This is a genomic window from Dietzia sp. IBK-p2-15D, from assembly GCF_057773105.1.
The window spans coordinates 21,337-42,185 of record NZ_JBYMTK010000010.1 but is presented as its reverse complement, the minus strand read 5'-3'; the positions used below and the strand labels follow the sequence as shown (position 1 = coordinate 42,185).

Annotated in this window: 21 protein-coding genes; 9 read left to right on the top strand and 12 right to left on the bottom strand. The window is 70.6% G+C overall.

The genetic code is table 11. The annotated features are described in order from the left end of the window. Window positions 1–125: 125 nt before the first annotated feature. The gene (htpG, locus tag AC3DEV_RS13285; protein ID WP_488372419.1) at window positions 126–2,198 is read right to left on the bottom strand and encodes a molecular chaperone HtpG; all 2,073 of its coding nucleotides are present in this window, start codon (window positions 2,196–2,198) and stop codon (window positions 126–128) included. A gap of 108 nt (window positions 2,199–2,306) precedes the next feature. Between htpG and AC3DEV_RS13280 the strand changes: the two genes are divergently transcribed. The 3 genes from AC3DEV_RS13280 (at window position 2,307) to AC3DEV_RS13270 (ending at window position 4,273) form a co-directional block, all read left to right on the top strand. Then, a complete protein-coding gene (locus AC3DEV_RS13280) occupies window positions 2,307–2,924 on the top strand; it encodes a maleylpyruvate isomerase N-terminal domain-containing protein (RefSeq protein WP_488372418.1) in 618 nt (205 codons plus the stop codon). Between the two features lie 83 nt (window positions 2,925–3,007). Next, window positions 3,008–3,436, top strand: a complete 429-nt coding sequence (locus tag AC3DEV_RS13275; RefSeq protein WP_488372417.1) for a VOC family protein — start codon at window positions 3,008–3,010, stop codon at window positions 3,434–3,436. A 60-nt stretch (window positions 3,437–3,496) separates the two neighbouring features. After that, the gene (locus AC3DEV_RS13270; RefSeq protein WP_067718885.1) at window positions 3,497–4,273 is read left to right on the top strand and encodes an SDR family NAD(P)-dependent oxidoreductase; all 777 of its coding nucleotides are present in this window, start codon (window positions 3,497–3,499) and stop codon (window positions 4,271–4,273) included. 139 nt (window positions 4,274–4,412) lie between these two features. Here the strand turns inward: AC3DEV_RS13270 and AC3DEV_RS13265 are convergent, their stop codons facing one another. The 4 genes from AC3DEV_RS13265 to AC3DEV_RS13250 all read right to left on the bottom strand — a co-directional run bounded on the left by AC3DEV_RS13265 (window position 4,413) and on the right by AC3DEV_RS13250 (window position 7,626). Then, window positions 4,413–5,243: an amino acid ABC transporter permease gene (locus AC3DEV_RS13265; RefSeq protein WP_067718882.1), complete on the bottom strand. Its 831-nt coding sequence runs from the start codon at window positions 5,241–5,243 to the stop codon at window positions 4,413–4,415. After that, entirely contained in the window at window positions 5,240–5,902 is a 663-nt protein-coding gene (locus AC3DEV_RS13260) for an amino acid ABC transporter permease (RefSeq protein ID WP_067718880.1), read from the bottom strand. The genes AC3DEV_RS13265 and AC3DEV_RS13260 overlap by 4 nt, the downstream gene beginning before the upstream one ends. A gap of 113 nt (window positions 5,903–6,015) precedes the next feature. Next, a complete protein-coding gene (locus AC3DEV_RS13255; RefSeq protein ID WP_488372416.1) occupies window positions 6,016–6,834 on the bottom strand; it encodes a glutamate ABC transporter substrate-binding protein in 819 nt (272 codons plus the stop codon). A gap of 57 nt (window positions 6,835–6,891) precedes the next feature. Continuing rightward, a complete protein-coding gene (locus AC3DEV_RS13250) occupies window positions 6,892–7,626 on the bottom strand; it encodes an amino acid ABC transporter ATP-binding protein (RefSeq protein ID WP_069389523.1) in 735 nt (244 codons plus the stop codon). 114 nt (window positions 7,627–7,740) lie between these two features. On the opposite strand from AC3DEV_RS13250, the gene AC3DEV_RS13245 reads away from it, so the two are divergent. Both AC3DEV_RS13245 and AC3DEV_RS13240 read left to right on the top strand, forming a co-directional pair. Further along, window positions 7,741–8,979 carry a fatty acid desaturase family protein gene (locus AC3DEV_RS13245; protein ID WP_067718873.1) on the top strand — a complete coding sequence of 413 codons (1,239 nt, stop codon included), beginning with the start codon at window positions 7,741–7,743 and terminating at the stop codon, window positions 8,977–8,979. A gap of 2 nt (window positions 8,980–8,981) precedes the next feature. Then, on the top strand, window positions 8,982–9,446 hold the full coding sequence (locus tag AC3DEV_RS13240; RefSeq protein WP_200841539.1) for a hypothetical protein: 465 nt from the start codon (window positions 8,982–8,984) through the stop codon (window positions 9,444–9,446). Between the two features lie 60 nt (window positions 9,447–9,506). Here the strand turns inward: AC3DEV_RS13240 and AC3DEV_RS13235 are convergent, their stop codons facing one another. From AC3DEV_RS13235 to AC3DEV_RS13225, 3 genes are all read right to left on the bottom strand, one after another. Continuing rightward, on the bottom strand, window positions 9,507–9,785 hold the full coding sequence (locus AC3DEV_RS13235; protein WP_067718868.1) for a WhiB family transcriptional regulator: 279 nt from the start codon (window positions 9,783–9,785) through the stop codon (window positions 9,507–9,509). A 238-nt stretch (window positions 9,786–10,023) separates the two neighbouring features. After that, window positions 10,024–11,040 carry a glycosyltransferase gene (locus AC3DEV_RS13230; RefSeq protein WP_488372415.1) on the bottom strand — a complete coding sequence of 339 codons (1,017 nt, stop codon included), beginning with the start codon at window positions 11,038–11,040 and terminating at the stop codon, window positions 10,024–10,026. Between the two features lie 13 nt (window positions 11,041–11,053). Beyond that, entirely contained in the window at window positions 11,054–11,614 is a 561-nt protein-coding gene (locus AC3DEV_RS13225) for a type 1 glutamine amidotransferase domain-containing protein (protein WP_488372414.1), read from the bottom strand. Window positions 11,615–11,700: 86 nt separating this feature from the next. On the opposite strand from AC3DEV_RS13225, the gene AC3DEV_RS13220 reads away from it, so the two are divergent. After that, complete coding sequence (locus AC3DEV_RS13220; protein ID WP_488372413.1) at window positions 11,701–12,426, top strand: LmeA family phospholipid-binding protein; 726 nt, start codon at window positions 11,701–11,703, stop codon at window positions 12,424–12,426. Between the two features lie 6 nt (window positions 12,427–12,432). Here the strand turns inward: AC3DEV_RS13220 and AC3DEV_RS13215 are convergent, their stop codons facing one another. Continuing rightward, window positions 12,433–13,989, bottom strand: a complete 1,557-nt coding sequence (locus AC3DEV_RS13215) for an adenylate/guanylate cyclase domain-containing protein (protein ID WP_488372412.1) — start codon at window positions 13,987–13,989, stop codon at window positions 12,433–12,435. Window positions 13,990–14,236: 247 nt separating this feature from the next. On the opposite strand from AC3DEV_RS13215, the gene AC3DEV_RS13210 reads away from it, so the two are divergent. Next, entirely contained in the window at window positions 14,237–15,889 is a 1,653-nt protein-coding gene (locus AC3DEV_RS13210) for a DEAD/DEAH box helicase (RefSeq protein ID WP_488372411.1), read from the top strand. A 121-nt stretch (window positions 15,890–16,010) separates the two neighbouring features. Here AC3DEV_RS13210 and AC3DEV_RS13205 read toward each other — a convergent pair whose 3' ends face one another. The 3 genes from AC3DEV_RS13205 to AC3DEV_RS13195 form a co-directional block, all read right to left on the bottom strand. Continuing rightward, window positions 16,011–16,835: a thioesterase family protein gene (locus AC3DEV_RS13205; protein ID WP_488372410.1), complete on the bottom strand. Its 825-nt coding sequence runs from the start codon at window positions 16,833–16,835 to the stop codon at window positions 16,011–16,013. Window positions 16,836–16,857: 22 nt separating this feature from the next. Further along, window positions 16,858–18,060 (bottom strand): fatty acid desaturase family protein, encoded by a 1,203-nt coding sequence (locus tag AC3DEV_RS13200; RefSeq protein ID WP_488372409.1) that lies wholly within the window; start codon window positions 18,058–18,060, stop codon window positions 16,858–16,860. 92 nt (window positions 18,061–18,152) lie between these two features. Continuing rightward, entirely contained in the window at window positions 18,153–19,181 is a 1,029-nt protein-coding gene (locus AC3DEV_RS13195) for an LLM class flavin-dependent oxidoreductase (RefSeq protein WP_488372408.1), read from the bottom strand. Window positions 19,182–19,252: 71 nt separating this feature from the next. On the opposite strand from AC3DEV_RS13195, the gene thiM reads away from it, so the two are divergent. Both thiM and thiE read left to right on the top strand, forming a co-directional pair. Beyond that, window positions 19,253–20,110, top strand: a complete 858-nt coding sequence (thiM, locus tag AC3DEV_RS13190) for a hydroxyethylthiazole kinase (RefSeq protein WP_488372407.1) — start codon at window positions 19,253–19,255, stop codon at window positions 20,108–20,110. Further along, a complete protein-coding gene (thiE, locus tag AC3DEV_RS13185) occupies window positions 20,107–20,820 on the top strand; it encodes a thiamine phosphate synthase (RefSeq protein WP_488372406.1) in 714 nt (237 codons plus the stop codon). Before thiM ends, thiE begins: the two co-directional genes overlap by 4 nt. Window positions 20,821–20,849: the final 29 nt, after the last annotated feature.

Below are 20,849 nucleotides of genomic sequence, written 5' to 3'. Positions count from 1 at the left end.
GGGAGGTCGACAACAACGCCCGCCGCGCCGCGGGAGCCCTGACGGGGTCCTGCGGGACGGCGGGCGTGTCGAGCCGACGAGGCGGCCGGGCCAGCGGCGCGGCGCGAGGGGCCGCTGGGGCGAGGTCAGATGCGGTCGACCAGCAGCTTGGCGAACGCGGCCGGGTCGGACAGCGTGCCGCCCTCCGCGAGGACGGCCGCACCCGACAGCAGCCGGGCGGTGTCCGTAAGGCCGGGCGCCGACGGATCCGATGCGTACTGCTCGCGCAGTCGCTCGACCAGCGGATGCGTGGGGTTGAGCTCGAGGATCCGCTTGCTCGTGGGCAGCTCCATGCCCGAAGCGCGGTACATGGCCTCGAGCTGCGGGGTCATGTCGAACTCGTCGCCCACCATGCACGCGGCCGACTCGGTGAGCCGGTGCGACAGGCGGACCTGCTTGACCTCGTCCGACAGCTCCTCGCCCAGCCAGGTGAGCAGGTCGGCGAACTCGGCCGCGTCGGGCTCGTTCTCGCGATCCTCGCTCTCCGAGCCGATGCCGGACAGGTCCACGTCGCCCTTGGCCACCGACCGCAGGCGCTTGCCGTCGACCTCGCCGACCGCGTCCACCCAAACCTCGTCGACCGGGTCGGTGAGGATGAGGACCTCGACGCCACGGGCACGGAACGCCTCCAGGTGCGGGGAGTTCTCCACCGCCGCGCGGGACGTCCCGGTGAGGTAGTAGATCTCCTCCTGCCCGTCGGCCATCCGGGAGACGTACTCGGCGATGGTGGTGCCCACCTCGTCGTCGTCACGCTCGTCGTCGCGCGGGGTCTCGTCCGATCCGGACGCGGCGTCCCCGACGCCGGCCTGGGCGGGACGCGTGGAGGCGAACGTGCTCACGGCCAGCAACTGCTCGCGGGCGTCAACGTCCGCGATCAGGCCCTCCTTGAGGACGGCACCGAAGTTGGCCCAGAAGCTGCGGAACTCCTCCGGCCGGTCGGTCTTGATCTGTTCGATCGTCTGCAGCACCCGCTTGACCAGGCGCTTGCGGATCGCCCGGATCTGGCGGTCCTGCTGGAGGATCTCGCGGGAGACGTTGAGCGACAGGTCCTGGGCGTCGACGATGCCCTTGACGAAGCGCAGGAACGGCGGGACCAGCTCCTCACAGTCGTCCATGATGAAGACACGACGGACGTAGAGCTGCACCCCGCGTTTGGTGTCCGGGGAGAACAGGTCGAACGGCACCTGCGTGGGAAGGAACAGCAGCGCCTGGTACTCGAACGTGCCCTCCGCCTTGAGCGTGATCGTCTCCAGCGGCTCGTCCCACGCGTGCGAGACGTGACGGTAGAACTCGGCGTACTCCTCGTCGGTGACCTCCGAGCGGGGCCGCGTCCACAGCGCCTTCTGGGAGTTCAGCGTCTCCGTCTCGGTGACCGTGCCGGGAGCCTCGGGCGCGGCGTCCTCGGCGGCATCGTCTGCGCCGTCTCCGTCCGCACCGGCCCCGTCCGTCGACTCCGGCGCCGGGCGCTCGACGTCCATGCGGATCGGCCAGGCGATGAAGTCCGAGTAGGTGCGCACCACCCGGCGCAGCGTGTGCTCCTCGGCGTAGTCCGGAAGCGCCGCGTCCCCACCGGCCGGCTTGAGCTGCAGGATCACCGAGGTGCCCTGGGGAGCGTCCGGGGCGTCCTCGATCGTGTACGTGTCCTCGCCGCTCGACGTCCAGCGCGTCCCCACACTCTCGCCCGCCTTGCGGGTGACCAACGTGACGGTGTCGGCGACCATGAACGTCGAATAGAAGCCGATGCCGAACTGACCGATGAGGTCCGCGGTGGCCTGCTCCGAGACCTCACCGGACTCCTGCGCCGCCCGGGCCGCGGAGAGTGCCTCCCGCATCTGCCCGGTGCCCGACCTGGCGAGCGTGCCGATGAGGTCCACCACCTCGTCGCGGGACATGCCGATGCCGTTGTCGCGGATCGTCAGCGTCCGGGCGGCGGCATCCGGGATCAGCTCGATGTGCAGATCCGAGGTGTCCGCGCCGAGCGAGGAATCCTGCAGCGCGGCCAACCGGAGCTTGTCCAGCGCGTCCGAGGAGTTGGAGATGACCTCGCGCAGGAAGGTGTCCGGATTCGAATAGATCGAGTGGATCATCAGATCCAACAGCTGCCGGGTCTCGGCCTGGAACTCCCGGGTCTCTGCTGCACCGGAGGTCTGCGGGCTCATGGCGGGTATCGGTCCTTTCTCGTCACGGCTGAAGGGCTGGCGCGATCTGTTCACACCGTCCCAGTCAACCTAGTGTGAAGCCCAGACATTCCTGGAGGTGAGGTGCCCGTGACCCCGACCCCGCTGAGCCCGGAGGACCTCGCGGTCCTCGACCGGGCCACCACCCTGTTCGGCCGCGCGCTCGCCGGCGGACTCGACGGTGACTGCGAGGCCTGCCCGGGATGGACCCGCCGCGACTGCGCCAACCACGTCTTGGGCGGTGGACTGCGCTACGCCGCCTACTTCCCACGGCTGCCGGAGTCGGAGATCGAGTGGACCCGCACCGCCGACCACGCCGGTGAGAAGCCGATCCCCGCACTGCACCGCACGTCCGCGGGTCTGCGCAGGGAACTCGCGCGGGCCCGGGACGCGGACGCGATCGTCCAGCACCGGCTCGCCGAGATCCCGGTCCGCGACCTCCTCGCCCTGCGCGTCTTCGAACTCCTGGTCCACGCCCACGATCTCGACCCGCGGACGTGGGACTCGACGGAGGCGGAGGACCTCGCCGCCTGGACCCTCGACCACGCGCGGAGCGTGGTGGAGTTGATGCGGTCGTTCGACGTGCTCGCCGAGGCGAGCCCCGTGACGCTCGGCGCGGATTCGCGCGCCCGACTGCTCGCACTGTCCGGACGGCGCCCCTCCCCGGCCGGACCGGTCGGCGACGGCGACGGCGACGCCCAGAATTAACGTGACCGGCGCCGCAGACGGGTCTAGCGTTGCGAATACCGGGTAGCACCGGCACGCGGTCGCCCACGACGAGAGGCTCCGACATGGCCATGACCTGCGTCCCCTACATCTCTTTCCCCGCCAATGCGGCGGAGGCGTTCCCCTACTACCAGGAACTCTTCGGCGGGAAGCTCGAGGTGATGACCTACGACCAGTTCCCCTCCACCGAGGACTTCCCGTTCGACCCACCGCACGGTTCGGTCGCCCACGCGACCCTCGAGGCCCCCGGGATCAGCCTGACCGGCGGTGACGCCATGGGCGAGAGCCTCCCGCAGCCGCGCAGCGACGTCTACTCGTTCCTGCTGGGATTCGACACCGAGGACGAGGCCCGTGCGTTCCTGGACAAGGTCACCGGCAGCGGGGGCGAGATGGCGATGCCGTTCGAGGTCGCCCCGTGGGGTGACCGGTACGGGCAGGTCCAAGATCGGTTCGGCATCCGCTGGGACGTCGTCGTGCCGGGCACCGGCGACTGATTACGCACTGACCCGGCCAAGCCACCCTTATCCAGCGCTCGTGCTTGTTACCGTTCTGGCATGGAAATTTCTGGAGCAAGTGCCATCGTCACGGGCGGTGCGTCGGGAATCGGCGCCGCCGTCGTCCGTCAGCTCGCCGCCAAGGGCGCCAAGGTCGTCGTCGCCGATCTCAATGCCGAGAAGGGTGAGGCCCTGGCGAACGAGGTCGGAGGCGTGTTCGTCTCCGTCGACGTCACCAAGACCGACCAGAACGAGAAGGCCGTCGCCGCCGCTCTCGAGCTCGGTCCGCTGCGCTACCTCGTCAACTCGGCCGGCATCGGCTGGGCGCAGCGCACCATCGGCCGCGACGGTGAGTACTCGTCGGCCTTCGACATCGACTCGTTCCGCAAGGTCATCGACATCAACCTCATCGGCTCGTTCGACATGCTGCGGCTGGCCGCCACCAAGATGAGCACGCAGGAGGCCGACGAGGACGGCCAGAAGGGCGCCATCGTCAACATGGCCTCCGTCGCCGCGTTCGACGGCCAGATCGGCCAGGCCGCCTACTCCGCCTCGAAGGGCGGCATCGTCGGCCTGACCCTGCCCGTCGCGCGTGACCTGTCGGCCGCCGGCATCCGCCTCAACACCGTGGCGCCCGGCCTCATCGACACCCCGATCTACGGCGAGGGCCCGGACTCGGAGGCGTTCAAGGCCAACCTCGGCTCGAATGTCCTGTTCCCGAAGCGTCTCGGCTCGGGCGACGAACTGGCGTCCATGGTCATGGAGCTGCTCACCAACCCGTACATGAACGCGGAGACCATCCGCGTCGACGGTGGCATCCGGATGCCACCGAAGTAGCACGCCCCCGGAATCGACCACGCCCCCGGGCATCGAAAAGGACGTTCCGCGCACTCCCCTTTCGGGCGATGTGCGCGGAACGTCCTTTTCGACGGTGTGGGTCCTCGACGGTGCGGGCTTTCGACGGTGCGGGTGCGGGTCAGGCCTTCGCGCGGCGCTTCTTCATCCGGCCCTCGAGGTACACGGCGAACTTGGTGAGTGTGTAGTTGACGAGGATGAACAGGATGCCCGCCACGATGTAGGCGGGGACGGTGTTCGCGTACGCCGAGCCCAGGGTCTTGGACCAGTTGAGCAGCTCCAGGTAGGTGATGCCGTAGCCCAGTGCGGAGTCCTTGAGGACGACGACGAGTTGGCCGACGAGGGCCGGGAGCATCGCCGTGAGTGCCTGGGGGAGCTGGATTGAGCGCAGCACCTGCCCCGGGGTGAGGCCCACGGCCAGTCCCGCCTCGGACTGCCCCGCGGGCAGCCCGTGGACACCCGAGCGGACGAGCTCGGCGATGACCGCGCCGTTGTAGAGGGTGAGCGCGGTGACGACGGCGGCGAGCGGCGCGTGCTGGTTGGGCACGATGTCGGAGGTGGCGAAGTAGCCGAAGTAGGCGAAGACCATCATCAGCAGCACGGGCACGGAGCGGAAGAACTCCACGATCACGCTGCAGAACCAGCGCAACGGTGCGAACGGCGAGAGCCGCCCCATGCCGAAGAGCAGCCCGAAGACCACGGCGAGCACGATGGAGATCGCCGCCGCCGTGAACGTCCCCTTGAGGCCCGGGATGAGGTAGGACGTCCACACCTCGGGGTCGGTGACGAACGGTTCCCACATGAAGGCCTTGAGCTGGCCGGCCTTCTCGAACTGGAGATAGATGACGTAGGCGATGGCGACCACGAGGACCACGCCGACAGCGGTGAGGATCCTGTGCCGCAGCCGGGCCTTGGGGCCGGGTACGTCGAAAAGTACCGCCTGTGTGCTCATCGCTTCACCGACAGCTTCCGGGAGAGGGAGGTGGTCCACAGTCCGATCGGGAGGGTGAGGACCACGAAGACCATGGCGAAGAAGAAGAACGTCAGCAGGCTCGCGCCCTCGTTCTCCGTGATGACCTGGAGCAGGCCGGCGGAGTCCCCGACGCCGATGACCGCCGCGACGGTGGAGTTCTTGATCAGTGCGATGACCACCGACCCCAGCGGGGCGATGGACCCGCGGAACGCCTGCGGGAGGATGACCTCTCGCATGGACTGGCCGAAGGCCAGACCGATCGAGCGGGCGGCCTCCGCCTGCCCCACCGGGACGGTGTTGACGCCGGAGCGCAGGGCCTCGCAGACATACGCGGCGTGGTAGACGGCCAACATGATCGCGGCCCACCAGAAGGCGTTGCGGGCGAAGTCGTCCGAGACCGACAGCTGGAGGATGAAGGACAACCCCAGGATGCTGAAGACCATCAGCAACGTCAGCGGGAGGTTCCGGAACGTGTTGACGTACGAGGTACCGAGGCCGCGCAGGACAGCCACCGGGGACACGCGCAGGACGGCGATGATCGTCCCCAGGACCATGGCCCCGATGGTGCCCAGGACCGAGAGCTGGATCGTCACCCAGACCGCCCCGAGGACGTCGTAGTCGGCGAAGATGTCGCCCATGGTCCACCTTCCGTGGTGAGGTGCCCGCCCTCCTCCCCGCGCCGGTGGGTCGGCGCGGGGAGGGAGGCGGTGGTCGGCCGGATCGGGTGCCGATCCGGCCGGGTCGGATCAGATCAGGCGCAGGCCTCCGGCTCGGGCGGGTTGCCCTCGCCCGGGGTGAAGCCGGCGGCGCCGAGGTTCTCCTCGACGGCCGTGTCCCAGCTGCCGTCGGAGATCATCTCGCGGATGGCCTCGTTGATCTGCTCGCACATCTCCGTGTCGCCCTTGGCGATGCCGACGCCGTACCGCTCCTCGGAGAACGGCTCGCCGACCACCTTGAGCTGGCCCTGGTACTGGTCCTGGGAGGCGTACCCCGCGAGAATCGTGTCGTCCGTGGTCAGCGCGTCGACCGCATTGGACACCAGCGCCGAGACACACTCCGAGTACGTGCCGAACTCCTGCAGGTTCACACCCGGCACCTGCTCCTTGACCGTCTGGGCCGACGTCGACCCGGTGACCGAGCACAGACGCTTGCCGTCGAGGGAGTCGGGGCCGGTGATCGAGTCGTCGTCGGAGCGGACCAGCAGGTCCTGACCGGCGATGAAGTACGGGCCGGCGAAGCCGACCTTCTCCTTGCGGGAGTCGGTGATGGAGTAGGTGGCCACGATCATGTCGACCTGACCGGTCTCCAGCAGCGTCTCGCGCTGGGCGCTGGGGGCCTGCACCCACTCGATCTCGTCCTCGGGGGTCCCGAGCTTGTCGGCGATGTAGCGCGCCACGTCGACGTCGAGGCCGGTGTAGTCGTTGCCCTCCTTCAGCCCGAGTCCCGGCTGGTCGAACTTGATGCCGACCTTGAGCTGGTCCTCGCCGCCGCCATCGTCGCTACCGCACGCGCTCACGCCGAGTGCCAGGGCGACGGCCGCCGTGGCCGCTCCGATCCGTCGGATGTTCATGGGTTCTCCTCGTGGGATGGGTGGATGGGTCTCGTTCGGGTCCGCGGACGGGCCCGACTAGTTGGTGAGGATCTTGGACAGGAAGTCCTTGGCCCGGGAACTCTGCGGATTGGTGAAGAACTCCTCCGGGGTGGCCTGTTCGACCAACTCTCCGTCCGCCATGAAGATCACGCGGTCGGCCGCCTTGCGGGCGAAGCCCATCTCGTGGGTCACCACGACCATGGTCATACCGGTCTTGGCCAGCCCCGTCATCACGTCGAGGACCTCGTTGATCATCTCCGGGTCCAGGGCGGACGTCGGCTCGTCGAAGAGCATGACCTTGGGGTCCATCGCCAGCGACCGGGCGATCGCCACGCGTTGTTGCTGACCGCCGGACAGCTGCGCCGGGTACTTGGACGACTGCTCGTGGACACCGACCCGTTCGAGCAGTTCCATCGCGCGCTTCTCGGCCTCCGACTTGGACTGTTTGCGGACCTTGATGGGACCCAGCGTCACGTTCTCGAGGATCGTCTTGTGCGCGAACAGGTTGAACGACTGGAACACCATCCCGACGTCGGCCCGCAGTCTCGCCAGCGCCTTGCCCTCCTCGGGCAGCGGCTTGCCGTCGATGGTGATGGAGCCGCTCTCGAAGGTCTCGAGCCGGTTGATCGTGCGGCACAACGTCGACTTCCCGGACCCCGACGGGCCGATCACCACGACGACCTCCCCCTGCTCGATGGACAGGTTGATGTCCTTGAGCGCGTGGAAGTCACCGAAGTGCTTATTGACGCCTGAGATCTCGACGAGAGCCATGGTGGGATCATAAGCGTCCGATGAACGCTTGCCGTTCAACTCGGCAGTAGTTGCCCGCAGTTCGGGTTTCCCGGAACGGTCGACATGACGCTGATCGCTACGTACCGTTCTTACATGGCGATATCTGATGTAAGGGAATACGCCCATCTCTCCGCCGAGGACGTCGATGCCATCGGTGAGGAACTGGACGCGATCCGCCAGGAGGTCGTCGACTCCCTCGGGGACGACGACCGCCGCTACGTGCAGAACACCATCCGCCTGCAGCGCGGACTGGTGACCGGCGGCCGGGTCGTCCTCCTCTTCTCCGGGTACCGACCCGCGTGGCTGGTGGGCACCGGACTACTGGCGGCCGGGAAGATCATCGAGAACATGGAGCTCGGGCACAACGTGATGCACGGGCAGTGGGACTGGATGAACGACCCGGTCATCCACTCCAGCTCCTGGGAGTGGGACATCGTCGGCACGTCCGAGCACTGGAAGGCCACCCACAACTACCACCACCACAAGTACACCAATATCGTCGGCATGGACGACGACGTCGGGTACGGCGTGGTGCGGGTGACCCGCGACCAACCGTGGCACCCGGCGAACTCGCTCAACCTGGTGTGGAACACGATCCTCGCCCTCGCCTTCCAGTGGGGCGTCGGCGTCCAGCACCTGGAGATCGCGCCGGCGACGATCAACTCCTCCGGGCGGGCCGAGCGCAAGAAGCGGATCGGCCAGTTCCTCCGCAAGGCCCGGCGCCAGGTGGGCAAGGACTACGTGTGGTTCCCGCTGCTGTCGGGGCCCAACTGGAAGTCCACCATGAGCGCCAACATGACCGCGAACATCATCCGCAACCTGTGGTCCAACGCCGTGATCTTCTGTGGCCACTTCCCGGACGGCGCCGACAAGTTCACGCTCGACGATCTCGAGTCCGAGACGCAGGCGCAGTGGTACCTGCGCCAGATGCTCGGCTCCGCGAACTTCACCGGCAGCAAGCTCACGCACTTCATGTCCGGCAACCTGTCGTTCCAGATCGAGCACCACCTCTTCCCGACGCTCCCGTCGAACCGGTACGCGGAGCTCTCGGAGAAGGTCCAGGACGTCTGCCGGCGGTGGGACCTGCCGTACACCACCGGGCCGCTGTACAAGCAGTACTGGCAGTCCTGGCGCACCATCGCCAAGCTCTCGCTCCCGAACCGGTTCCTCAAGGCCACGCCGGACGACGCGCCGGAGACCCGCTCGGAGAAGATGTTCGCCGGCGAGCCGACGACCTACGACGACGCCGTGGGTCCGCGCTCCGGCCTGGTCACCGCGCTCAAGCACCACACCGACCCCGACCAGCTCCGCCGTCTGACCCGGACGGTCTGAGCGTGGCAGGCCCGGGACCCGGCGACCGGACCCCGAGCGTCGACGGGACGCATCGCCGACCCGACGGCGCGACCGACGCCGAGATCGAGGCGGCCGGGACCGTCGGCGAGGCGATGGAGTACATCGAGCGCGCCCGCGGACACCTGTACGACCTGCACCAGCTGATCGGCCGGGCGGACATCCTCTTCCAGGAGGCCGCCGACCAGCTGGACGATGCCGGCCGGTCCGAGCTCGCCGCGCGCATCCGTGAGGAGATGGTGGGGGTCAACGTCCTGCACGGGCGCTGGACGTTCCAGATCGTCGAGGAGTTCGACGACGGGTTCTGGAGCACGGCCCGCGCCCTGGACAGTGCGGTGCGCGACGAGCTCACCGGAGGACGACGGCATGTCCACGAGGCGGAGATGAAGGAGGCCAACCGGACCGGCGGCCGCCGGGGGCACGAGGCCACCCCGCAGGATCGCAACTAGGTCCCGCGGACCGCCAGCCTGCCACCCGGGTACACGGCCGCCGACTCGCCGCCCGGGTCGTCAGCCGGTGCGGTGGCGGCCGGAGATCCTGTGCCTCTCGGCCTCGGTGAGTCCGCCCCACACTCCGTAGAGTTCACCGGAATTGAGGGCGAACTGCCGACAGGTATCGAAGACCGGGCACGTGGCGCAGACCGACTTGGCCTGCTCCTCCTTCTTGCGCCGCTCCCCCTTCGACTCCTCCTCCAGGCTGTAGAACAGGTCTTCGTGCCCGATGCACGCGGCGTTGTCACGCCAGGACCAGAAGTCCGAGGTGGGTTCGAGGTTCCTGTATCTCGGCATTCATCCTCCGTCCCTGCGCCTCGCGAAGTGCCCTGCCTCGAGCCCTGAGAGTTCGTCGTTCGCAGTCGATGACGCAATACTGTCAGGGTTCCGGGGACGTCGCGCCGCACTTTCGGGGTCGTGAGATGAAGTATCGCCCCGGGGACGGCATGTGTGCAGCAGTTATCAGCCTTCGTGATGGCATCGTGAGAAAACGCCTAGGCGTGGTCCGGGTGGCGTGGATCACCCGAAAAGGGGCCTACTTCGTCGTCGTCGCCGTCGCCCGGATGACCTCTGCGGCGCGGTGTGCCGCCCCGTCCACCCCCCACCACGATCTGATCCCGGCGGCCTCGCCGTCGAGGGCGCGGTCCACCTGCGCGCGCACCTCGCGCGCGACCGCCGTCGGACCGTCGCCGTAGCGCAGGACCGACGCGCCGGGGATCGAGGCCAATGCCTCGGCGGTGGCGTCGTGTTCGCCGTACTCGTGCTTACCGGGGACGACGACCAGCGGCACATCGGCGCAGGCCGCGTCGGCGACGGACGCCTGTCCCGCGCCGGTGACCACGACGTCCGCGGAGCTCAGCGCCGGCCAGGGATCCTTGTGCCACTCGCCGTCGGGCCCGCCCAACTCCAGCCAGTCCGTCACGCCCAGCTCCGCCGCGGTGGTCCGTACGGCGCGCCAGAAGCGGTGGTCACCGCCGGTACCGGAGGCGTTGAGGTGGACGACACGGGGACGACGACGAGCCCGCGGCTCGCGTCCGCGTCGCTCGAACCGGGAGACGCCGCCGATCTCGCTCACCCGTTTCTCCGCCCGCGCCACGGCCTCCCGGTGCACGCCCGGCGGCCAGGCGGCGATGAGCCTCTCGGCGGCCCGGCACCGCAGCAGATGCGGTTCGTCGTCGCGCACGCCCGGGGGCAGGGTGCTCACCATGGGCGTGCCGGTCATGCGGGCGGCCAGCGACATCGCCGGGGAGCCGTCGACCCACAGCGCGCGGGGGCGTTCGCGGTCCATCCACGCCACGGCGGCACGACGGGCGGCGAGGGTGATCTCGTCCCGCGCCGGCGGTCCGGCCGGGTGCGCGGCGGCGGGCCCGGTCCGTGCGTCCGGCTCCGTCGGAAGGTGGACCACGCGGGTCCCGGGGGGACGCTGGGTGTCGTCGAAGGGGCCGGTGACGAGCATCGTGACCTCGTCGCCCCGGTCGCGGAGCGCGGCGACGACCGGCAGCACCCGGTGCAGGTGCCCCCGTCCACGGTTGTGGACGTACACGCCGATCATCGCCCGGTCGTCCCTAGGCCGACCCCCGGGCGGCGCCGACGATGGCCTCGCAGAAGGCCGGGAGATCGTCGGGCCGGCGGCTCGTGAAGACCCCGTCGTCACTGACGAGTTCGGAGTCGACCCACTCCGCGCCGGCGTTGATCAGGTCGGTCCGCAGGCTCGGGAAGGAGGTGACCTTCCGGCCGCGCACCACGTCCGCCTCGATGAGGACCCACGGCGCGTGGCAGATGGCGAACACCGGCTTGCCGGCCTCGACCATCTCGCGCACGAGGGTCACCGCGTGCTGGTCCCCGCGCAGGGCGTCCGGGTTGGCGACGCCGCCGGGCAGGACGAGCACGTCCACGTCGGCCGCGGAGATGTCCGCACTCGTGCGGTCCACGGGCCGGGTGCCGGCCGGGCTGAGGTGATCGACCAGCCCGACCTCGCCGTCCTCCGTGCTGACGAGGACCGGGCGGAGGCCGGCGTCGGAGACGGCGTCCCACGGTTCGGTGAGCTCGACGCGCTCGATGCCCTCGGAGGCCACGAGGAAGGCGACGGTCCGGGTATCTGTCCCTGCATCCTGTGTCTCTGTCATGACCCCGATCGTGAGGTCCTGCCCGCCGCGCCGCAACCGGTCCGCCGACGGTGGACCCGGGTGCTCCGGTCCGGCACGATACGACCATGGGCAGACGAGATCGGATGGACCGCAGAGGACGTCGCGACGGTAGGCGCGGTGGGTGCGGGTGCGGGTGCTCGCTGCTCCTGCTTCTGGCGGGTCTGGTGGTGGCCGCGGAGTTCGGCGCCCGCTGGTACCTGTCGGACCGGGCCGAGCGCGAGGCGTCGGCGGAGCTCGGGGCGCCGGTGTCCGTGGAGTTCGGGACCAGCCCCGTGTTGTGGGACCTGGCCACGCAGCAGGCCGTGGGCACGGTCCGCCTGACCTCCCCCGGTGACGCCACCGTGCCGCGGATCGACGTGACCGGCTACTCCGTCTCGCAGGTCGACGGCGGTATCCGCGCCGAGTCCGCGGACGGCACCGCCACCCTCAGCGCCGATCAGCTCGCGGCGGCCGCGGCGGAGGGCAACCCGGCGGAGGGCTCGCCGGTCGCGGGCATGACGGAGGTGCGTTCGGTGCGCCCCGACGCCGCGGCAGGGTTGCTGCGCGCCGACATCGGCGGCATCGCGGAGATCGGGGTGCAGCCCGGGGTGAACGACGGGCAGCTCACGCTCACGCCGCAGCAGACCTCGCTGCTGGGCTTCCCGCTGCCGGACGGGCTGTTCTCCGGCATCACCGGCACCGTCGACACGACCATGGCCTCACTGCCCGAGGGCGTGGTGATCGAGGACGCGCGCGTGGTCGACGACGGCCTCGAGGTGATGCTCGGCGGGCGTGACGTGGTGCTGCGCTAGGGGTAGTCAGTCGGTCGCCGGCGCGCACAGCCGCGTGGGCTCGGTGCGGCCGCGCACGACCTCGGACCCGACCTGCTGCCAGCGGCCGCGCTCGGCCTCCGCGGCGGCGTCGGCCGCCACGCCGGAGGCCAGCACCAGTCCGGGCTGCTCCTTGGCCAGCTCGCACAGCCGCGAGGCCTCGTTCACCGCGTCGCCGATGACGGTGTACTCGAAGCGGTCGTCCGAGCCCACGTACCCGGCCACGACGTCCCCGTAGGACGCCCCGATGCCGGCGCGGCAGTCCGGCACCCGCGCGGGCAGGCGCTCGGCAAGCACCCGCGCGCAGGCCAGGGTCGCGGTCGCCGGGTCCGCCATCGACCGGGGCGCGCCGAACACGACGAGCGCGGCATCGCCGAGGAAGCTGTCGACGATGCCGTCGTATTCCTCCACGGTCTCCACCACCACGGAGAAGAACCGGTTGAGCACGTCCACCACCTCGCCGGCCTCGGACCGCACGGCCATCTCGGTGGAGCCGATGAGGTCGACGAACACCACCCCGACGCGGGAATCGCGCCCGCCCAGCTCGGGATCGTCGAGCTCCGCGGCCTCCGCGACGTCGCGACCGACGTGACGGCCGAACAGGTCGCGCAGCCGTTCGCGTTCCTGCAGCCCGGCGGCCATCCGGTTGAAGCCACGCTGCAGTTCGCCGAGCTCGGTGGCGTCGTAGACCACCACCCGCCGTGACAGGGTGCCGTCGCTGATGTCCTGCATCGCCCACCGGACGCTGCGCAGTGGGGCGATCATCGAGCCCGTCGCCAGGGAGATGAGGAGGAAACCGGCCAGGAGGGACGTGGCGCCCAGGACGATGACGACGACGGCGAGGCGTTCCAGTGACAGGGCTCGGCCCGCGAGGGTGTAGATCGCGACGATGATCAGGCCCGTGATGGGCACCCCGCTACCCAGGGCCCACGCCACCCGGAGCCGCGTCATGGCGCCGAGGAGCCGGGTCCGCGGCGCGCGGCCCGTGGACAGTGCGACCGCCGCCACGGGCCGCAGGCCGAAGTCGGCGAGCAGGAACGCGGCGCCGCACACGACCATCCCGGCGAAGACGATCGTGAACCCGACCACCGGGATCGAGGACGGGTCGACCACGCCGTACGCGGGGGTGACCACGGCCGCGCCGAGCAGCCACAGGAACGCCTGGATGACGGTGACGCGGCCGGGCAGGCGCAGCGTCGCGACCCGCTCACGATCGGTGGGGTCCCGGCCGTCGAGGAACCACCGGACCCGGCGGTAGACGGCCCCGGTCACCCAGATCGTGCCCACGATGATCGCCATCGTCACGTAGACGGGCACCACGATCACCGAGGGGACGAGGAACTCCCGCGACAGCACCGCCGGGCCCGGCAGCACGAAGAAGACCAGCACCACGGCCACCGCGACGCCCACCAGGTTGGAGGCGAGCAGGGTCAGGAGCAGCAGGATCCGGACGCGCCACGCGCGCAGGCGGGCGGACTCCTCCTCCCGGCCGAGAAGCACAGACCCCAGTTCCGGTCGACGCAGCAGGGACAGGTCTATTCGCACGCCTCGTATCGTGCCACCACGGGGAGGCGATCGTGATGCCCTCGTCACACCCGGGCCGCGGGGCTGGGGTGTGGGGCCCGCTACGCGTAGGGTGGTCCTCGGACGGCCCGCACCACTCTTGCCTCGGGCCGTGCGGTTGTCGACCTCCCCGTGGTCGCGCACCGGGCGCATCGCTCATCGAAGTGGATGCGACTCCCCGCGAGCGCGCCGGGCAAGACGCCATTCTCTATGTACGGAGCCTTCTCCCTTGTCACGTTCTTTCGCCGATCTCGGCGTTCCTTCCCCCCTGCTCGACGTTCTCGGCAGCGCGGGGATCACCACCCCCACCCCCATCCAGTCGGCCACGCTGCCGGACGCCCTGACCGGCCGTGACGTGCTGGGCCGCGGCCGCACCGGCTCCGGCAAGACCTACGCGTTCTGCATCCCGCTGGTCGCCCGCCTCGCCGCGTCCGGCGGCCGCCGCGCCCGCAACTCCCCGCGTGGACTGATCCTGGCGCCGACCCGTGAGCTCGCCCGGCAGATCAACGAGACCCTCGAGCCGCTGGCGAACTCCATGGGCCTGAAGACCACCGTCATCTTCGGCGGCGTCTCCCAGGGCCGTCAGGTCGAGGCGCTCAATCGTGGCGTCGACATCGTCGTGGCCTGCCCGGGTCGTCTCGAGGACCTCATGGGGCAGAAGCACTGCCGCATGGACTCGATCGAGATCAGCGTGCTGGACGAGGCCGACCACATGGCCGACCTGGGCTTCCTGCCCGGCGTCACCCGCATCCTCGCGGCGACCCCGTCCGGTGCGCAGCGACTGCTGTTCTCCGCGACCCTGGACTCCGGCGTCCAGAAGCTGGTGACCAAGTTCCTCACCGACCCCGTGGACCACTCGGTCGACGACGGCACCGCCACCTCCGGCCCGACCGCCCACCACGTGGTGCGCGTCGACGCCGACGACCGCGTCCGCGCCCTGGCCGACCTCGCCGTGGCGCACCCGCGGACCGTGATGTTCACCCGCACCAAGCACGGTGCCAAGCGTCTGGCCAAGCAGCTCACCGGGCGCGGAGTCGTGAGCGTGGACCTGCACGGGAACCTGTCGCAGAACGCCCGCGTGCGTAACCTCGACGCGTTCTCCTCCGGGCAGGCGACCGTGCTCGTGGCCACCGACATCGCCGCCCGCGGCATCCACGTCGACGACGTCGGGCTGGTCGTCCACGCCGACCCGCCGGCCGAGCACAAGGCCTACGTCCACCGCTCGGGCCGCACCGCCCGCGCCGGCGCCATCGGCACCGTCGTCACCGTCGCCACCTCCGACCAGGTGCGCGAGGTGCGGTCGCTGCTGCGCGCGGCCGGGGTCACCGCCGGCGAGATCGAGCTGCCCATCGGGGCCGATGCCGCCGTCGCGTTGGCCGACGCCCCCGAGCCGCCCGCGCACGTGCCGTCCGACGACGGTGCCGAGGGCCAGTCCGTCCGCGGGCAGGCCCGTCGCAGCCGTGGCCAGGGCCGTCAGAATCAGAACCAGCAGCGTCAGGGCCGCGGTGGCGGTCACGGCCGTGACGGTGAGCAGAGCCGCGGTGGCGGGCAGGGTCGCGACGGCGCCGGCCGCGGTGGTTCGGAGCGCGGTGCTTCGGAGCGCGGCGGTTCGGAGCGCGGTGGTTCGGAGCGCGGTGGCCGCGATCAGCAGGGCTCCGGCACCGGCGGCGCTCGTCGTCGTCGCCCCCAGACCGCCGACGCCCACGGTGCGCCCCGCCAGGGCTCCGCACGTCAGGGCTCCGGCACCCGGGGCTCGGGCGGCCAGCGCTCGGGCGGCCAGGGTTCCGCGACCCAGGGCTCCGGCGCCCGCCAGTCGGTGGGCCAGGCGGCCGGGCGGCCCCGCAGCGACCAGCGTCGCCGCTCCACCCGCACCGCCGGCTGACCTGAGGGGAGCCGCCCTCCCCTCCCCTCCCGGAAATCCGCTACTCGGAATCCGGATCGGCTACTCCAATCGGACTAGCCGATCCGGATTTCGAATAGCGGATTTTGGCGTGGGGCGCCGGTCAGCCGAAGACGGTGATGGTCTGCCGGCTGATCGCCACCAGCTCACCGTCCGGCCGCCACAGCATCGCGTGGGTGTGCGCGTAGCCGTCGCGGGCGGCATCGGTGGCGGCGGCGTAGCCGAGGATCGACTCGGCCGGGAACGCCTCCGGGCGCACCTCGGCGATCAGCTCCAGCGTCCACGTCAGGCTGCTGCCGGGCGCGAACCCGTCGAGCATCTGGATGGGAGCCGGCGGCCACGCGTCGGCCAACACCACCAGGTGCTCCTCCTCGAACCGCTCCGGGGCCTCGCGCAGTGACGCCCACCCGGACAGGTCGGCCGTCTCGGAACCGGAGAACGGCAACTGGCCGCCGACCTGCCGCAGCTCGACGAACTGGTAGAACTCCGGCGTCAGCTTCTCGATGTAGGGGAACGCCTCGATCGCCGTCGGATCGCCCAGCGCCGGCATCGGATGGGCGGGCGAGACCGAGATCGCCGACTGCCGGTGCTTGCCGAACGCGGCCAGCGCGGTCGCGACGATCGCGCCCTCCTGCCGAACGGTCGCCTGGCACTGGACGACGTTGGAGCCCACGCGCAGGATCTCGGCGTCGACCTCGACGGGGCCGGTCGTCGCGGGACCGATGAATGACACGGTGATCGACCGCAGCGGGTGGACGACGGGGGCCGAGCCGTCTCCGGTGTCCCGACTACGCAGGCACCCCTTCATGGCGGACAGCAGCAGGGCGCCGGTCAGGCCCCCGAAGATCGCCCTGCCCTGTGTCCATCCCTGCTCGACCTCGACGGTCCCGCCGCGTGCAGCGGCCTCCAACATGCTCGTCAGCGACATGCGGTCATTCTGTCACCGGGGGTCAGCGGCTCTGGTGGGTGCGTCCCTTCCGGACCCCGGCCAGCGCGGTGGCCAGGCCGGGCATGCGCGGCCCGAGGGCGAACATCTTCTCGCTGCGGGTCTCCGGGGCGTTGTCGGCGGTGCGGCGCAGGAAGCGGTCCGGCAGTGACAGCCGCGCGATGGTGCGCCACGACTGCAGGTACTGCTTCCACAGCGGCCCGCTGACGTACGGCAGGTCGTATCGCTCGCACAATTCGCGGACCTTGAGCGAGATCTCCGAGTACCGGTTGGACGGCAGGTCCGGGAACATGTGGTGTTCGATCTGGAACGACAGGTTGCCGGACATGAGGTTCATCGCCGGGCCGCCGTCGAGGTTGGCGCTGCCGAGCATCTGCCGCAGGTACCACTCCGCCTGCGTCTCGGTCTCGATGTCGTCCATCGTGAACTTCTCGGCACCGTCGGGGAAGTGCCCGCAGAAGATCACGGCGTTGGTCCAGATGTTGCGGATGATGTTGGCCGTGATCGTGGCGGTGAGGGCCTGGCGGCCACTCGGTCCGGCGAGCACCGGGAACAGGATGTAGTCCTTGAGGATCTGCTGGCCGGCCTTGCGCAGGAATGCGCGGGCTCGGCGGCGGTCGGCCGGGGACGCCTCGCGGTCGAACGCGTCGGCCGTGTCGACCGCCTGCAGGCCGATCCCCCACTCGAAGCCGAGCATGAGGACGGCGTTGACGAGGACGTTCCCGGCGAACCGGGGCTCCCAGGGGATGTCGCGGGTCACGCGCAGGACACCGAACCCGACGTCGTCATCGACGCCGACGATGTTGGTGTACTTGTGATGTAGGTAGTTGTGGGTGTGCTTCCAGTCGGCGGAGCTGCCGACGAGGTCCCATTCCCAGTTGGTCGAGTGGATCTCCGGATCGTTCATCCAGTCCCACTGGCCGTGCATGATGTTGTGGCCGAGTTCCATGTTCTCGAGGATCTTGGCCACGGCGAGGGTGCCGGTCCCGAGGGCCCACACGGTGCGGTTGCGGGCGCCGAAGTACAGCAGCGCGCGGGCACCGAACTCCAGGCCTCGCTGGAGTTTGATGATGCTGTGGATGTAGCGGTAGTCGCGCTCCCCCCGGGAGGCGATGATCTCGGCGCGGACAGCGTCGAGCTCCCGCCCGAGCTCCTCTATCTGGTCGGAGCTGAGGTGGGCGTATTCGCCGACATCGGAGATCGCCATACATCCAGGATAGGCCGGTTCGGGTGCCCGCGGCTACGGCTGCGGGTCCGGCAGCCCTGCTTTCGTGATCAAGGGCACCCGATCCGGCACCGTCAGTCACTCCAGGCGCGCCGCAACACTTCCAGGGAGCCGTGGACCCGCTCGACCGTCGATCCCACCGGCGCGATCATGAGTTCGTCGGCCCCCGCGATGCGCGCGAAGTCGGTGAGGTACTCGCGGACCGCCGGCCCGTTCCCGACCGCCGTGTAGTGGATCATGTGCAGGATCTGGCGACCGCCGGCGGACTCCATGATCATGTCGAGTTCCTCGTCGGAGAACTCGCGCCCGCGGCCGGCCATGAGCTTGACCCGCTGGCGGCGGTACCAGTGCAGTTCGAGTTCGGCTCGCTCGATGTCGTCGTCGGCCACCACGTTGACGGCGGCGATCATGTACGGCTCGGCCAGCTGCTCGCTGGGCTGGAAGCGCTCGCGGTAGACCTGCGAGGCCTGCTCGAGGGCGTCGGGCGCGAAGTGCGAGGCGAACGCGTACGGCAGCCCGTAGGCGGCGGCGAGCTGCGCGCCGAACAGGGACGAGCCCAGGATGTACAGCGGCACCTTGGTGCCCCGCCCGGGAATGGCGGCGATCCCGCGCGTGCGGGCGAAGTCGGAGGGCGAGTCGCCGAGGAACGCCTGCAGCTCGCGGACGTCGTCGGGGAAGTTCTCGGCCGCCGACGGCTCGCGGCGCAGCGCACGCAGGGTCTGCGGGTCGGTGCCGGGGGCGCGCCCCAGGCCGAGGTCGATGCGTCCGGGGTGCAGCTCGGCGAGGGTGCCGAACTGCTCGGCGATCACGATCGGCGAGTGGTTGGGCAGCATCACGCCGCCGGAGCCGAGCCGGATCCGCTCGGTCTGCGAGGCGATGTGCGCCATGAGTACCGCCGGCGCGGAGGAGGCGATGGACGGCATGTTGTGGTGCTCGGAGTACCAGACCCGCTCGTAGCCCAGTTCCTCCGCCTTCTGCGCCAGCGCCACCGAATCCTGCAGTCCCTCCCCGATGCTCTGGCCGGGGCGGACGGTCGCGAAGTCGATGACGGACAGGGGCAGGGCAGTACCGGACTGGGGGGAGCTGGTCTCGGGGGAGGTCATGCCCCGTGCAACCCGGGCCCCCGGCACGCTATTCCTGTTGGCGGCGGGGCGGGGGCGGCAGACTGGGGGGCATGTCCCCCGCTGCTGACCGCGCCGCCGACCTCGCCCGCCTCGTGTCCGTGATGCGCGAGACCGGCCCGCTCGTGCACTGCCTGACCAACTCGGTGGTCCGGCAGATCACCGCGGACGTGCTGCTCGCCGCCGGGGCGGCGCCCGCGATGGTCGACCACCCCGACGAGGCCTCCGACTTCGCCGCCATCGCCTCCGGCGTACTCATCAACGTCGGCAACCCGACGGCCGAGCAGGTCGAGGGCATGCACGCCGCGATCGCCTCCGCCCGCGCCGCCGGCACCCCGTGGGTGCTGGACCCGGTGGCGGTCGGCGGTCTGGTCCTGCGGACGGGGCTGGCCACCGACTGGCTGGAGGCCGGGCCGGCCGCGATCCGGGCGAACGCGTCGGAGACCATCGCGCTCGCCGGCACGGGGGCGGGCGGCCGGGGCGTGGATTCCACGGAGGATGTCGTCGCCGCCGAGTCCGCTGCCCGGGACCTCTCGGCCCGGTCGGGGGCCGTGGTCGCCGTGACGGGGCCGCGGGACCTCGTCGTCACCCATCACCCCGGCCACCGCGGCGAAGCCGCGCCTCCCACCCGCACCACGTGGGTCGAGTCGGGTCACCCGCTGCTGCAGAAGGTCATCGGCACCGGCTGCGCCCTCGGCGCGCTCACGGCGGCCTATCTCGGGGCGGCGCGGTCGGCCGGGATCGCGGACCACGACGCGGTGGTCGCCGCTCACGCCCACGCGGGCGCCGCGGGGACGGTCGCCGCGCGCGCCGCCGCGGGCCCGGGCAGCTTCGCGGTGGCGTGGCTCGACGCCCTGTACACGCTGACCCCGGAGGAGATCGCGGGCCTGGTCACGGTGTCGGAGGCGTGAGCGGCGCCGGTGTCGACTGGCGGCTCTACCTGGTGACCGACCCCCACCTGGGCGGCGGGCGCGACGCGGTGCCGTGGATCGTCCACGAGGCGGTGCTGGGCGGGGTGGGTGTTGTCCAGGTGCGGGACAAGGAATGCGACGACGACGAGTTCGCCACACACGCCGCCGCCGTCGCCGAGTCCGTCGCGAGGGCGTGCACCGAGACGGGCCGTGACGTGCCGGTGTTCGTCAACGATCGTCTCGACGTCGCGCGGGAGCTGGGACTGCACCTGCACATCGGCCAGCGGGACGTGCCGTTCGCGGCGGCCCGCGCGGCGCTGCCGGACGGGCTGATGCTGGGACTGTCGATCGAGTCGGACGCGCAGTTGGCCGCGGCGATGGCGGGACCGGGGCCGGCACCGGACGTGATCGGGGTGAGCCCGGTGTGGTCGACGGCCACCAAGACCGACACCGCCGCCGCGCTCGGGCCCGAGGGCGCGGACCGGTTGGCTCGGGCCGCGCACTCGTACCGCCGACCCGGGGGCGTCCCCGGCGACGCCGACGCGGGCATCCGCGCGGTGGGGATCGGCGGGGTCACGCCCCTGACCGTCGCGCGGTTGGCCGCCACCGAGCTGGACGGGGTCTGCGTGGTCTCGTCGATCATGGCCGCCCAAGACCCGCGGGCCGCGGCCGCCGACCTGCTCGCCCGCTGGGACGCCGCCCGCCGCTGATCCGAGGCGCGCGTGCAGGGGCCGGGCGC